Genomic DNA, 12,653 nt, shown 5'->3' on the forward strand with positions numbered 1-12,653 from the left:
ACATGATTCATCGTAGCACCGTCCACGAAGTGCTCATCGCGGTGTTCCAAGTTCGAGCGTTTTCGGACCCGGACGTGCCCGAACTGGCGGTCCTGCTGTGGCAGCGCGCCCTCGACCCCGAGGCCGGCACCTGGTCTCTCCCTGGCGGCACTCTGCGTGACGACGAGAATCTCGCGGAGTCTGCTCGCCGTCAGCTCGCCGAGAAGGTCGATCTGCGCTCGGTTGCTCACCTCGAACAGCTGTCCATCTTCAGCGAACCCGATCGCGTACCGGGAGACCGACGGATCGCATCGACGTTCCTCGGTCTCGTGCCGATTTCGACCGAGCCGACACTGCCCTCGGACACGGCATGGCATCCGGTGTCGGCCTTGCCCGACATGTCGTTCGATCACGGAACCGTCGTCGATCACGCGAGGCATCGACTGGTCGCCAAACTGTCCTACACCAACATCGGATTCGCACTCGCCCCAGTCGATTTCGCGATCTCGTCCTTGCGTGAGATCTACGGTGCGGCGCTCGGCTATCAGGTCGATGCCACCAACCTGCAGCGAGTACTCAGCCGACGAGGCGTCATCGAACCCACCGGCCGTCGCGCACCGTCGGGCAGGGCCGGCGGCAGGCCCCCGGCCTTGTTCCGATTCGCCGACAACAGTATTCGAGTCACCGACGAGTTCGCCGCACTACGTCCTCCGCAGGGGTGAATACGTTGGCAGCGTCAGTCGGCTCGATTGGAATCGAACGAGGGCGGCGGAAACGGCTCGGACTCCGCGTCCTCGGCCTCAGTGTATTGCAAATTGTCATGGGGGTTCATCGCTGCCAGCAGCAGGATGACCAACGACGCCGTCAGCGCCTGAACGATCAGCGCCAGCGGACTCGCGATACTCGGCGCGACCTCGACGATCGACCCAACTGCGGGATCGTCTGCCTTCGGAAAGCGAAGAGCAGCAATGCCGTTGCCTACACCGAGCGCAACGACCGAACCGGCGAGTGCACCGACGAAAACGGCACCGAACAGCCGTGGACCCCGCTCCGCCGTCCACTGCCACCAACCGACGGGAAGTACCAGACCGAGGACGAACGAGATGAGAGCGAACATCGCCAGAGAGTCGAATCGGTGCAGACTCTCGCCGGTGAGGGCCGCCCCGCGGTCCTGAGCCACCACGAGTAACTGCTGCGCCGGTGCCAGAAGACCCCACAGAATGCCGCCCAGAGCGGACAGTGCCACCGATACCGCCACGACCACAGTCATGACGCGGCGGGCGCTCCGCCTCCGCGGGTTGTCGAGCGGTTCCGACGTCGTCACCTAGCGCCTACCCGTCGCAGCCGAATCGAGCAGTCCGTGCCGCGAGCACACCGACGTCCATCCATCGGGGACGATCTGCACCACCGTTCGCCGCCCGCATCGTGCGCAGAAGCGCGGGGGTTCGAGCCCGAGGCGTACAGCGACCGACAACGAATTGTTACCCGTCCCCGCCTCGGCTGTGACAGGCCGACCGGTATGTGGGTCGTAGTGGGTCTCGCTCGTCATTCGACCCACCCTAATACGCCCATCAGATGGTCGAGTTCAGCGCTTTGATCGGCATCCGCAGCTCACCGAGAAGATCGAGGTCCTGCTCTGCCGGACGCCCCAGCGTCGTCAGATAATTGCCGACGATGATGGCGTTGATCCCGCCGAGTATCCCCCGCTCGGCACCGAGATCACCGAGCGTGATCTCGCGGCCACCGGCGAATCTCAGAATCGTCCGCGGTAACGCGAGACGGAAAGCGGCAACGGCGCGAAGAGCATCGGATGCCGGCAGCACGTCGAGGTCTCCGAACGGGGTCCCCGGCCTCGGATTGAGGAAATTCAAGGGCACTTCGTCGGGCCCCAGTGCAGTGAGATCGGCTGCGAACTCGGCTCGCTGCTCCAGCGTCTCCCCCATCCCGAGAATCCCACCGCAGCACACCTCCATGCCCGCCTCCCGCACCATCCGAAGCGTGTTCCACCGCTCCTCCCAGGTATGTGTGGTCACCACATTGGGAAAATACGATCGAGAGGTCTCGAGGTTGTGGTTGTAGCGGTGCACACCCATCGCGGCGAGCTGGTCGACCTGATCTTGCGTGAGCATGCCCAACGAACATGCGATGTCGATGTCGACCTCACCGCGAATGGCTTCGATTCCAGCAGCGACCTGGGCGAGCAGCCTGGCGTCGGGCCCACGGACGGCCGCGACGATACAGAATTCCGTTGCCCCGGTCTTGGCGGTCTGCTTCGCCGCTTCGACCAGCGACGGGATATCCAGCCACGCAGCGCGCACCGGGGACGCGAAAAGACCCGATTGCGAACAGAAATGGCAGTCCTCAGGACATCCACCGGTCTTGAGGCTGACGATTCCCTCCACCTCCACCTCGGGGCCGCACCACTTCATTCGAACCTCGTGCGCAAGCAGCATCGTTTCCTCGAGACGGTCGTCGCCGAGCTCGAGGATCTCGAGAACTCGAGACCGTTCCAGCGCGATGCCGTCGTCGAGCACCTGTGCACGTGCCCTACGCAAAATGTCCATTGCCGATCCCCTCGTAGACGAACGGCGACAGAATTGAACACCGTTCAAGTTGAACGGTGTTCACGTTAAGCATGATGCTCGACTACTGTCAAAGCGAGTAGGCGTCGAACGGTGGGGAGAAGCAGTGCAACTACACAGGCAAGACGTGCTGGACGGCGCTGTCGCCATTCTCGACGAGTACGGCCTGGCAGACCTGACCATGCGACGGCTGGCGACGTCGCTGCACGTGCAACCGGGTGCGTTGTACTGGCACTTCCCCAACAAACAGACCCTGCTCGGCGCGATTGCCGACCACCTGCTCGCCACTGCCGATGCACCGCCCACCGACGCGCCGTGGGACGAGCAGATCGAACAGATCGCGCACCGGTTACGCGACGCGCTCCTCTCCCGTCGAGACGGGGCCGAGCTGGTCGCTGCGACTTACGCGTCGAGGCTGACCACCAACCACATTCGCGAACGCATTGCCGCCGTGTGTATTCGAGCAGGACTCGCGCGGCGTGACGCGGAACTGACCGCGGACACCCTGCTGTACTACGTGCTCGGCCAGACAGTGGACGAACAGGCGAGAATTCAGATGGATTCTGCCGGAGCCCTCACCCCCGAGGCGTCCCCCATCTACGACAGCCCCGACCCGACGAGCAGATTCGATTTCGGATTGAGACTGTTTCTCGACGGCGTCCGCCACACTGCAGCCGACCGCATCCGCCGCTGATCGGTCAGAACTCCGCGAAGACGATGCGCTCGCTCCCGTTGTCCAGGGTCATGGTGCCGTCGTTACGAGACCACCGCGGAGTGGACGTCAGAAACGACGAGAGCCACGCGTCCTGCTCCATCAACGCCTCAGGGCAGGCCATACGCGTCGACCCGAGGGAGTCGACGGTGATGCGTCCCTGCGAGGTGTCCGCCGTGCCGAACAATCTGTTGCATCCGGCCTCCGCCGAGACGCGGTCGTCGGCGAATTCGAGCCTGATCGTGGTTCCGTCCACCGGCACGTAGGAATCGGGAGCAGCTACGGAGGAGTAGGTCTTGTCGGCGGGAAATTCGCCGTAAGAGTCCGCGCATCCGCACGCGAACATGCTCGCACCGAAGGCGAGAGCGACCAACGCGCGACCGGCGTCAGCCACCGAAAATCGGTCCCAGACCGGCCGCACCGGCATTTCCGCGAGACGCGAACGGGTTGTCGTGCACCATGTAGGTCCACGTGGACGTGGGACGCCGCAGCCCTGCGTCGTCCAGATCGATTCCGGCAGAGGTGATGTCGGCCGATTCGAAGGTGGCGTGCGACAGATCCAACGCCTTCGACGACACCGTCTTGAAAGCCTCTACCGCGATCCGATGGTATTCGTCCAGAGGATTTTCTCGTCCCAGTGCCCGCAGATGAATACTCTCGCGCACGTCTGCCAGGTGCGCCAGATAATCGGACCACGATCGATCGAGGTGGTACAGGACTATCTGACGAGCAACCGTGGTCAGGGTCTCGTCGGAGACAGTCTCGCGAAGTTCTTCGGCACGCCTCGGCGAGCGCTCCGCGAGCAAGGTCAACGCCTCGTCCGAATCGAGTAATGCGGCCCGGCTGCGGTCGAGAATCTCACGGTGCTGAGCCGTGAGTTGATTGTAACGCCATGTCCGAGAATGTATTTCGAGCATCTGCCCCTCGGCGATGCGCTGCGCGTGATCGACGCGGTCGGCGGCTGCAGGCGAGGTGAACAAACCGTACTCGTCGATGCCCTTGGGTGCATCCTTGTCGCCGATGTTGTTCTTGACGACATCGTCTTCCCAGCTGCCGAAGAACAGCGACCGACCCGGATCACCCTGACGGCCGGCGCGGCCGCGGAGCTGATTGTCCAGCCGCGCGGTGGTGTGGCGACCGGTACCGAGGACGAACAAGCCGCCGAGATCGGCGATGCGCTCGCGATCGGCCCCATCAGGACCGCCGAGCTTGATATCGGTTCCGCGACCGGCGATCTGAGTGGACACCGTCACCGCCCCGTGAACTCCGGCCGCAGCGATGACCGCCGCTTCTTCCGCATCGTTCTTCGCGTTCAAGACCACGACATCCACGCCCGACGCAGTGAGGACCTCGGCCAACGCCTCGGACTCGGCGACATCATGGGTTCCGATCAGAATCGGCTGACCGGTCTCGTGAATCTTCTGGACCTGCAACGCAATCGCAGCATTCTTGTGCTCGATGGTGTCGTAGACACGGTCGACTTCGTCGACGCGCGCCGTCGGCACGTTCGGTTCTATCACCGAGACGCCGAGCTTGTAGAACGTACGCAACTGCTCCCCCGCAGCCATGGCCGTGCCGGTCATGCCGCACACCGTGGCGTACCGATTGATCAGCGCCTGCACGGTGATCGTGTCGAGAATCTCACCGGTCTCGGTGGGGGCAAGGCCTTCCTTGATCTCGACCGCGGCCTGTAACCCGTCCGGCCACCGCTGCAGTTCGGCCACGCGTCCGCGTGACGCGTTGATCAGCTGCACCCGTCCGTCGCGGACGATGTAATCGACATCGCGCTGGACCAGCACCTGGGCGTGCAGTGCCACGTTGACCGCTACCAACGTCGTTCCGACGTGATGCTCGGAGTACAGGTCGATTCCGCCCAGTTCCTTCTCCATCCGCAGCGCGCCCTCGTCGGTGAGGAACACGTTGCGTCCTTCGGCATCGGTGTCGAAATCAACACCCTTGTCCAATAATTGGACTGCATCCATGACCGTCGACGTCGAGACGTCGCCCGACACCGAACCGGCCAACACCAGCGGAACGAGCGCCTCGTCGACCAGCACGGAATCGGCCTCGTCAATGAGGGCGACGTCCGGCACCGGCGCAACCAGATCATCACGGTCGTGCACCAGATGATCACGCAGAACGTCGAAACCGATCTCGTTGACGGAGGCGTAGGTGATGTCGCAGGCATAGGCGGTGCGCCGCTCCTGCGGCGTCGACGACTCGCCGATGGAACCGACGGTGATGCCGAGGGACTCGAACAGGGGCTGCATCCAGTCCGCGTCACGTTGCGCGAGAAAGTCGTTGACCGAGATGACGTGCACCGCGCGCCCGGACAACACGTAGCCGACGGCGGCGATGGCACCGGCCAAGGTCTTGCCCTCACCGGTCGCCATCTCCACCACATCGCCGGCGAGCAGCCGAACGGCTCCATGCAGCTGTACATCGAAAGGCCGCATGGACAGGGTGCGATCGCCGGCCTCTCGCACCAGCGCGAGGTATCGCGGAACGTCGAGCCGCGCCGCATCGTCGACACGGAGGGCGGCCGCCTCCGTTGCCAATTCGCCGTCTTCGAGATCGGCCGCCCACTGGGCATGCTCCTGGGCTCGATCGACGTGCTGACGGGATGTGCTCTGCGCCTTCTGCGCGGAGCGGCCGAGTACACGCCAGAATCGGTCGGAGCCCAAAGCCATCTGTCATCCCTACCTGAGAAAGAAAAACCGTTCTCGCCCACAGTACCGAGTGCGGCTCTGCCCAGGTCGGGCATCGAGCGTCGTCGTCACCGCGATCCGAGGCGTGCCGTCGCCGCGTGTCTCCACGTGATGGTCGTTGCATTCGGATTGCACGGCGAACCGTGCAAATCGAGGGGAAACATGGAAAAACCGAAGGGTTCGCATGCCCGTCTTCCACTGAGTCGACTAGTGGAAGGGTCTTGATGATCCCGTATCGCGTCGTTCGTCAGTCCGGCTTCCCCACCTCTGTTCGACTGATGCTGCAGACGAAACAGGTCCTGCGCCTCGGACACTCGCTGTCGGCGACAGACGTGGCCGAACTCGAGACGGTCGCCGAGTACGAGGAATACTCGGATGCGCTGCTCGGGCGGATCGAAGCCCTACACCTTGATTGCTTCCGGAACAGGGTGCCGAAGCCTTCGAGACGAAGTACCACGACCTGGTCCGGGAGATCAGAGTTGCGCAACCAACGCGGGCAATCCCGACGCGGCCGTGGTGCGCCACCGGTGATCGGCCATGTCCGAGATCTCGGTCTCGACCGGGTTGATCTCGACCACCGTTGCTCCGGCGCTTCGGGCAATAGCAGGCAGTCCGGCGAACGGGTAGACGACTCCCGACGTGCCGACGACGAGAACGAGGTCGGCATTGCGAACCGCATCCTCGGCCGCCTCCCACGCTGCCTCCGGCAGCGATTCGCCGAACCACACCGCCCCCGGTCTGATCAACCCACCGCATACTGGGCACTCGGGCGGCGGAACACGCTGGTCCGCCTCGGCGGCTGTGTCGGCAACGTCGTCGAGCTGTGCGCGGGTTCCGCAGTCGCTGCAGTACGGCTCGAACAGACTGCCGTGCACGTGCGAGAGAACCGTGGCCCCGGCCCGTTCGTGGAGGTCGTCGACATTCTGGGTGGCGATGTCGACGTGCGCCCGCTGCTGCCACTGGGCCAGTGCCACATGACCGGCATTGGGCTCGGAGCGTCGGACCAATTCCGCGCGCCACCGATACCAACCCCACACCAGATCACTGTCGGCCAGCCAGCCCTCGGGGCTGGCGAGGTCCGTGGGATCGAAGTCTTTCCACAACCCGGTCTCGGCGTCCCGAAATGTTGCAATTCCCGACTCGGCAGACATGCCTGCGCCGGTGAGTACGGTGATCCGCGACGCCTCTCGCGCGGAGTCCACGACAGGCTTCGGAACAGCAACGGGCGACGAGTTCTCGGAAGTGGTCACACGGTTATTGTGCCGAGGGGCCTGCCGCGTCGCGCTACCGTGGTCGCATGAGCCTCGACGTGGCCGCGCGCACTCGACGACGCCGACCCCTGTGGTTGGCAGCCGTCACCGCTGTCGTCGTCGTGGTGGCGATCGGAGTTCTGTGGCTGGCACCGAGCCGATACTTCCCGTGGGACACCGAGTCCTTTCCCGAGGTGAACAACGGCGAGTTGACCACCGATCAGGCACGGGTGTTCGAACTCCTGCGCACCGAGCACGAGTTGCAGCGGCCGGGAACGTTCTACGCCGAAGGCGTCGAGGAAGCGTGGTGCGCAGATTTCGTCAGCTGGATCATGAAGGAAGCGGGCCTGCCGTTGTCCAACCCCCATTCGGGTTCGTGGCGCATTCCCGGCGTCTACACCCTGCAGGAGTACTACCAGCAGCAGGGACTGTTCGAGGCCGTGGGGAGCTACACGCCGTCGGTGGGTGATGTGGTGCTCTACGACAACGCCAGCTTCAGCGGCCAACACACCAACGTGATCGTCGCGGTCGAGGGCGACGAGGCCATCACCGTCGGCGGCAACGAAGCCGGCAAGATCAGGGTGCACACCCTGCACTTCGCATCCGATTCCGGAGTCGCCGGCTTCGGTCGCCTACAGAATTGACGGTCGTCACGTAAGGATCACGTGTGCGTCGCCGTAGGAACGTGCACCGCCGTCTCCCTTGGCTCGGTAGAGCAACATGTCCGCGCGGTCAAAGCAGTCGTCGACGGACTCCCCCACGCGCAGTGTCGTGTAGCCGGCGGAGAAGGTCTGGCCGTCGGGCACGATCGCCGTCAACTCGGCCAACACGGCAGACATGGTCGTCGAACCCACACCCGGCATCACCAGGGCGAACTCTTCACCGCCCCACCTCGCGATGGACGCGCGTCCACCGAGCAGACCGACGGCAGCAGCAGAGAACTCGACCAACACTCGATCGCCGCGTCCGTGACCGTATCTGTCGTTGTACGACTTGAACCGGTCGAAATCGATCATGGCCAGCGCGACGGCAACCTCGGGTCCCGGCGAAGTGGTCAACTGGTGCAACCGATCTCGCCATCCACGTCGATTGAGCAATCCCGTGAGAGCGTCGGTTTGCGCGGCGTGCCGGAGGTCGTCCTCTGCCCGCCGCCGGTCTGTGGTGTCGTGCACGACGGCCATCGTCCACGTGCGGTTCCCCGGTCCGGCAACCTCACTGGCCGAAACCCAACCCCACCGCACAGTGCCGTCGGGATGCAGGTAGCGCTTCTCGAGGTGGACCGATTCTCCACGCGCCTTGGCGTCGGCCATGATCTGCTCCATGGCCGCGTGCTGCGCGAGGTCGTCGGGATGGGTGAACTCGCGGGAGGATCGACCGGGCAACAGGTGGCGCGGACAACCGACGATCGCTGCGTAGGCGTCGTTGGCGAGAACCAGCAACCCGTTCTCGTCGGCAAGCGCCAAACCGACCGTGCTCGCTTCGAACATCTCCCGGTACCAACGATCGGCGTCGACCATCTTCAGGGCAGGTCTCTTCCTCGAACGGTGCGAGCCAGGACGATTCACACGACCACGCCGACGATACGCCGCGCCCGGGTGCACCCCTGCGGAGGCGACGGCGGGAATTCTTGACCTTGACGTAGCGTCACGGTTCACACTGAACGCATGAGAATCGGATCCCTTGCCGACGCCGCCGGAACGACCGCTCGAACAGTGCGTCACTATCACCGACTCGGCCTGCTGGCCGAGCCACGCCGGCTGTCCAACGGGTATCGCGAGTACACGATCGACGACGTGGTTCGATTGATGAGAATTCGCTGGCTCGCCGACTGCGGAATGCCGCTCGGCGCCATAGCGGCAGCTCTCGATCGGTCTGCACCGGACGAGAGCGATGTGGTCGCCGATCTACGCGCCCTGCTGGTCGGTATCGAATCGGAGCAAAAGGCTCTGACGCGCAAACACGCTCGGTTGTCGGGCCTGCTCGACGACGCCGTCGAGCATCGTCCACTGACTGCCCTGCCGCGCGATACCGCGGACACACTGGCCGCGTTGATCGATGCCGCTGACGAGACCGACCGAGAAGCGTTGCTGCGTGAGCGTGACCTGCTCGAGGTGATGGCAATTTCGGGCACCGTTCCCGCGTCGTTCTTCGAGACGATGACGACGACGCTGGCCGATCCCGGCACCCGGCTGAAGTACCTGATGCTGCTGCGCAGATTCGCCGCGATAGAGGGCCGAAACGTCGAGGAGGTGGAAGCCGATATCGATTCGCTCGCAACCGATTTGGCATCGGTACTCGACATACACGCTCTCGTCTCGGCGGGGACCTATGCCACTGCCCGCGAGGCAGGCCCACTGAGTCTCGACGACATCGTGCCCGATCCCGCTCAGCGCGCAGTGATCATCGACGCCATCGCACGTCTGCAGACCAGCGAACCGAGCCGCCCTGGTGATCCTCGATGACGGCCGACATTCCGACGCAGGTCGGCAGATGGCACGCACTGCTGCTGTGGGCGAGGGGGCGGCGCGCGCCGATGGACGCAGACTCGACGGCATTCACGGCAGTACGTGGCACTCTCGCGATGCCGGCAATGTTCGGCGTCGTCACCGTTATCGAGATGGTTGTTCTGCATCTGCTCATTCCTGTGCCGTGGATCAGCGCAGTGGTGGCCGCACTGTCGCTGGCGTCGCTGGTCGCGCTCGCCTCGTCGGTCGCCCTGGCCCGCGTCCATCCCCACGTTCTCTCGCCGGCGACGCTCACCCTGCGCATTTCTGGGAAGGTCGTCGCGACAGTGGACCGCGCGAGCATCGTTTCCGCCCGCATCCACCGCCGCTACGGCCTCGTGGCACCGACTCTCGACGGCGGCAGACTGGTACTACCGAATCAGGACGGGAGCACCGTGGACATCGAATTGTCCTGCGCTACAACGGTTACGGTACCCGCGCCTCTGAAGCGGTGGAGGGTGGACGGTACTGCGCACGCCTTCGAAGTTCAGGTGGACGATTCCGCAGCACTGGTCGCCGCGCTCTCTCGGTCCACACCGGTACCGATCCCGTGACAGTGCCGGCCGAACAACTTCGGGTGCGAATGCGACAACGAGGCCGAGATCACGACGTCGTCCAACCATTCGGCTTCCACGCTCAGCTCGACGCCGAAAGCAGACTCCGAGAAGTGCTTCACCCCAAGTACACGTATTGTTTGCCCGGTATCGCACACCCGAACGAGTAGTCGATCGACAGCCGGAGCAACTTTCCCCTCATGCACGTACACCCGACCTACGGAAACTCGGCCACCGATTTTTCGGCAACGGTCCAGGGCGAACCCAGTTCGGTGCCCGGCACACAGGGTCGACCACCGCAGCGGCGGGATCTCAACGGCTTGCGGGGCGTCGCGATCGCACTCGTGGTCGTTTTCCACATCTGGATGGGCCGCGTATCGGGGGGCGTCGACGTTTTCCTGACGCTGTCCGGCTTCTTCTTCACCGCATCCTTGCTCCGGTCGGCCGAGGCCGGAGCAAGCCTGAATCCGATCACCCGGGTCACGCGGGTGTTGCGCCGACTCGGCCCCCCGCTGCTGATCACGCTGCTGGCAGTGGCCGTCGCGTCGGTGTTCCTACTGCCGCGCACCCGCTGGGCAGACCTGGGCGACCAACTCGTCTCCGGTGTCTTCTACTACGTGAACTGGCAACTGGCGACGACAGCGAACGACTACCTGGCAGCCGACCCCTCGGTGAGTCCCGTCCAGCATCTGTGGTCGGTCGCGGTGCAATTCCAGTTCTATCTCTTCGCCATCGCTGTCGTCTTCGGCCTCGCATGGGTACTGCGTACCGTCCGCCCGAAAGGACCGCGAAGTCTTCGACCGCGCACTTTCGCGGTGATCTTCACCATGATCGCCGTTGTCTCGTTCGTGTACGCCGCGGACGGTGTTCGACGGCATCAGGCGTGGAACTACTACGACACCGGTGCACGGCTCTGGGAGATCATGCTCGGTGCCGCGCTGGCGGCGGTCTTCGCTGCGCGAACCAACAGCTCGGTCGACGTAGCCTCGCCGCCGTCTCGCTGGGCTGCCAAGGCGCGCGGAGCCCTGTCCGTTCTCGGCATGACCGTGATCGTCGCGTGCGGTTTCGTCGTCGACGGAGTCACTGCGTTTCCCGGTCCCCTGGCGTTGATCCCGGTGCTCGCAACATTGGCGTTGATCATCGCCGGTTCCGAGACGGCCGTCGCGACCACACTGTCCAACCGGTTCTTCGCCTGGGTCGGGTCGATCGCGTTTCCGCTGTACCTGTGGCACTGGCCACTGTTGATCTTCTACCTGTCGGTTACCGGCAGATCCCATGCCGACGTGCTCGGCGGTCTTGGAATCGTGGGGGCGTCGGTCGTACTCGCGTGGCTGACCGTCCGGCTGATCGAGCGACCCACGCAGTCGAGCACATTCACTCCGGGCCGCATCGCGGTCACTGCCACCGCAGGGATCGCCGCAGTCGCCGTCACGGTCGGCTCGATTGGCTGGAACGCCCACATCGACCGGTCGGTCACCGCAGTGCAGGCCGACGGCTCGGTCGACGAACTGACTTACCCGGGCGCCCTCGAACTGACCGACGGGGTTCGCGCCGAACCGGCCGACGTCCGCCCCCCGCTGTATTCGGCTCCCGAAGATCTACCCGCCAGCACGCTCGAAGGCTGCATTGCCGACTTCGAGAATCCCGACGCGATCTCGTGTACGTACGGAGACCCGGACGCCGACCGAACCATCGTGCTGGCGGGCGGCTCACACGCCGAGCACTGGTTGTCGGCCCTCGATCCACTCGGTATGCAGCACGGGTTCAAGGTCGTCACGTTCCTGAAGATGGGCTGCCCATTGAGCGTGGACACGATGCCGATGCTCGGTGTCGACGAATACCCGGATTGCCTCGACTGGACGCAAACCGTGCTCGCCGAGGTCGCAGCGATGAAGCCTGCCTACCTGTTCACCACGGCCACGCGGCCTCGGGAGGGGCTCCCCGGGGACTACACCCCCGCCTTCTACACCGCAGTGTGGCGGCAACTCGCAGCGGACGGTGTCGGAATTCTGGGCGTTCGGGACACCCCGTGGCTGCCCTATCGAGCAAACGATTGTCTGGCCGACGGCGGCACTGCCACATCGTGCGGCATTGCTAGGGACGAAGCATTCGATCCTGTCAATCCGGCACTGGCGGCCTCGTTCCAGATGCCCGGGTTCTCCGCGCTGGACCTGTCCGGTGCCGTCTGCGACGACACCGTGTGCCGCGTCGAGCAAGGAAATGTACTGATCTATCGTGACGAGCACCACCTCACGTCGACCTACGCGCGAACTCTGACCTCAGAGCTGGGAAGACAGGTCGGATCGGCCACCGGCTGGTGGACCGGACCGTGAGGTGAGCACCGCGCGCTCGGTAAGCCCGGGC

Annotated in this window: 13 protein-coding genes; 6 read left to right on the plus strand and 7 right to left on the minus strand. The window is 64.4% G+C overall.

Annotation, left to right across the window (positions count from 1 at the left end; translation table 11 throughout):
• The first annotated feature begins 2 nt into the window (after positions 1 to 2).
• Positions 3 to 701 carry an NUDIX domain-containing protein gene (locus ACIGGF_RS00445; RefSeq protein WP_397519490.1) on the plus strand — a complete coding sequence of 233 codons (699 nt, stop codon included), beginning with the start codon at positions 3 to 5 and terminating at the stop codon, positions 699 to 701.
• Between the two features lie 14 nt (positions 702 to 715).
• On the opposite strand, the gene ACIGGF_RS00450 is transcribed toward ACIGGF_RS00445, so the two are convergent.
• Genes ACIGGF_RS00450 through bioB form a run of 3 tightly spaced genes read right to left on the minus strand, consistent with a single transcriptional unit; the run spans position 716 to position 2,543 of the window.
• On the minus strand, positions 716 to 1,249 hold the full coding sequence (locus tag ACIGGF_RS00450) for a DUF2567 domain-containing protein (RefSeq protein WP_397519491.1): 534 nt from the start codon (positions 1,247 to 1,249) through the stop codon (positions 716 to 718).
• A gap of 54 nt (positions 1,250 to 1,303) precedes the next feature.
• Positions 1,304 to 1,528 (minus strand): hypothetical protein, encoded by a 225-nt coding sequence (locus ACIGGF_RS00455; protein WP_397519492.1) that lies wholly within the window; start codon positions 1,526 to 1,528, stop codon positions 1,304 to 1,306.
• Positions 1,529 to 1,550: 22 nt separating this feature from the next.
• A complete protein-coding gene (gene bioB / locus ACIGGF_RS00460; RefSeq protein WP_397519493.1) occupies positions 1,551 to 2,543 on the minus strand; it encodes a biotin synthase BioB in 993 nt (330 codons plus the stop codon).
• Positions 2,544 to 2,667: 124 nt separating this feature from the next.
• Between bioB and ACIGGF_RS00465 the strand changes: the two genes are divergently transcribed.
• Positions 2,668 to 3,255: a TetR/AcrR family transcriptional regulator C-terminal domain-containing protein gene (locus ACIGGF_RS00465; protein WP_397519494.1), complete on the plus strand. Its 588-nt coding sequence runs from the start codon at positions 2,668 to 2,670 to the stop codon at positions 3,253 to 3,255.
• 4 nt (positions 3,256 to 3,259) lie between these two features.
• Here ACIGGF_RS00465 and ACIGGF_RS00470 read toward each other — a convergent pair whose 3' ends face one another.
• From ACIGGF_RS00470 to ACIGGF_RS00480, 3 genes are all read right to left on the minus strand, one after another.
• Positions 3,260 to 3,667 (minus strand): META domain-containing protein, encoded by a 408-nt coding sequence (locus tag ACIGGF_RS00470; RefSeq protein WP_397519495.1) that lies wholly within the window; start codon positions 3,665 to 3,667, stop codon positions 3,260 to 3,262.
• Complete coding sequence (gene secA2 / locus ACIGGF_RS00475) at positions 3,660 to 5,963, minus strand: accessory Sec system translocase SecA2 (protein WP_397519496.1); 2,304 nt, start codon at positions 5,961 to 5,963, stop codon at positions 3,660 to 3,662. The genes ACIGGF_RS00470 and secA2 overlap by 8 nt, the downstream gene beginning before the upstream one ends.
• Positions 5,964 to 6,454: 491 nt before the next feature.
• Positions 6,455 to 7,231, minus strand: a complete 777-nt coding sequence (locus ACIGGF_RS00480) for an SIR2 family NAD-dependent protein deacylase (protein WP_397519497.1) — start codon at positions 7,229 to 7,231, stop codon at positions 6,455 to 6,457.
• Positions 7,232 to 7,278: 47 nt separating this feature from the next.
• Here ACIGGF_RS00480 and ACIGGF_RS00485 point away from each other — a divergent pair, with 47 nt between their 5' ends.
• On the plus strand, positions 7,279 to 7,875 hold the full coding sequence (locus ACIGGF_RS00485) for a CHAP domain-containing protein (RefSeq protein WP_397519498.1): 597 nt from the start codon (positions 7,279 to 7,281) through the stop codon (positions 7,873 to 7,875).
• A gap of 6 nt (positions 7,876 to 7,881) precedes the next feature.
• Here ACIGGF_RS00485 and ACIGGF_RS00490 read toward each other — a convergent pair whose 3' ends face one another.
• Positions 7,882 to 8,748 (minus strand): diguanylate cyclase domain-containing protein, encoded by an 867-nt coding sequence (locus ACIGGF_RS00490; protein ID WP_397519499.1) that lies wholly within the window; start codon positions 8,746 to 8,748, stop codon positions 7,882 to 7,884.
• Positions 8,749 to 8,895: 147 nt separating this feature from the next.
• Here ACIGGF_RS00490 and ACIGGF_RS00495 point away from each other — a divergent pair, with 147 nt between their 5' ends.
• The 3 genes from ACIGGF_RS00495 (at position 8,896) to ACIGGF_RS00505 (ending at position 12,622) form a co-directional block, all read left to right on the plus strand.
• Entirely contained in the window at positions 8,896 to 9,693 is a 798-nt protein-coding gene (locus tag ACIGGF_RS00495) for a MerR family transcriptional regulator (RefSeq protein WP_397519500.1), read from the plus strand.
• Positions 9,690 to 10,289 carry a hypothetical protein gene (locus ACIGGF_RS00500; protein WP_397519501.1) on the plus strand — a complete coding sequence of 200 codons (600 nt, stop codon included), beginning with the start codon at positions 9,690 to 9,692 and terminating at the stop codon, positions 10,287 to 10,289. The genes ACIGGF_RS00495 and ACIGGF_RS00500 overlap by 4 nt, the downstream gene beginning before the upstream one ends.
• Positions 10,290 to 10,489: 200 nt before the next feature.
• Entirely contained in the window at positions 10,490 to 12,622 is a 2,133-nt protein-coding gene (locus ACIGGF_RS00505) for an acyltransferase family protein (RefSeq protein ID WP_397519502.1), read from the plus strand.
• Positions 12,623 to 12,653: the final 31 nt, after the last annotated feature.

This window comes from Rhodococcus sp. NPDC078407, from assembly GCF_044542515.1.
In the GTDB taxonomy this organism is placed as follows: Bacteria; Actinomycetota; Actinomycetes; order Mycobacteriales; family Mycobacteriaceae; genus Rhodococcoides.

Bases quoted from the DNA above. Each gene is read 5' to 3' on its own strand.
- ACIGGF_RS00485 (WP_397519498.1), top strand. From the start codon at position 7,279: ATGAGCCTCGACGTGGCCGCGCGCACTCGACGACGCCGACCCCTGTGG.
- ACIGGF_RS00445 (WP_397519490.1), top strand. From the start codon at position 3: ATGATTCATCGTAGCACCGTCCACGAAGTGCTCATCGCGGTGTTCCAA.
- ACIGGF_RS00500 (WP_397519501.1), top strand. From the start codon at position 9,690: ATGACGGCCGACATTCCGACGCAGGTCGGCAGATGGCACGCACTGCTG.
- ACIGGF_RS00455 (WP_397519492.1), bottom strand. From the start codon at position 1,528: ATGACGAGCGAGACCCACTACGACCCACATACCGGTCGGCCTGTCACA.
- bioB (WP_397519493.1), bottom strand. From the start codon at position 2,543: ATGGACATTTTGCGTAGGGCACGTGCACAGGTGCTCGACGACGGCATC.
- ACIGGF_RS00505 (WP_397519502.1), top strand. From the start codon at position 10,490: ATGCACGTACACCCGACCTACGGAAACTCGGCCACCGATTTTTCGGCA.
- secA2 (WP_397519496.1), bottom strand. From the start codon at position 5,963: ATGGCTTTGGGCTCCGACCGATTCTGGCGTGTACTCGGCCGCTCCGCG.
- ACIGGF_RS00450 (WP_397519491.1), bottom strand. From the start codon at position 1,249: ATGACTGTGGTCGTGGCGGTATCGGTGGCACTGTCCGCTCTGGGCGGC.
- ACIGGF_RS00490 (WP_397519499.1), bottom strand. From the start codon at position 8,748: ATGGTCGACGCCGATCGTTGGTACCGGGAGATGTTCGAAGCGAGCACG.
- ACIGGF_RS00495 (WP_397519500.1), top strand. From the start codon at position 8,896: ATGAGAATCGGATCCCTTGCCGACGCCGCCGGAACGACCGCTCGAACA.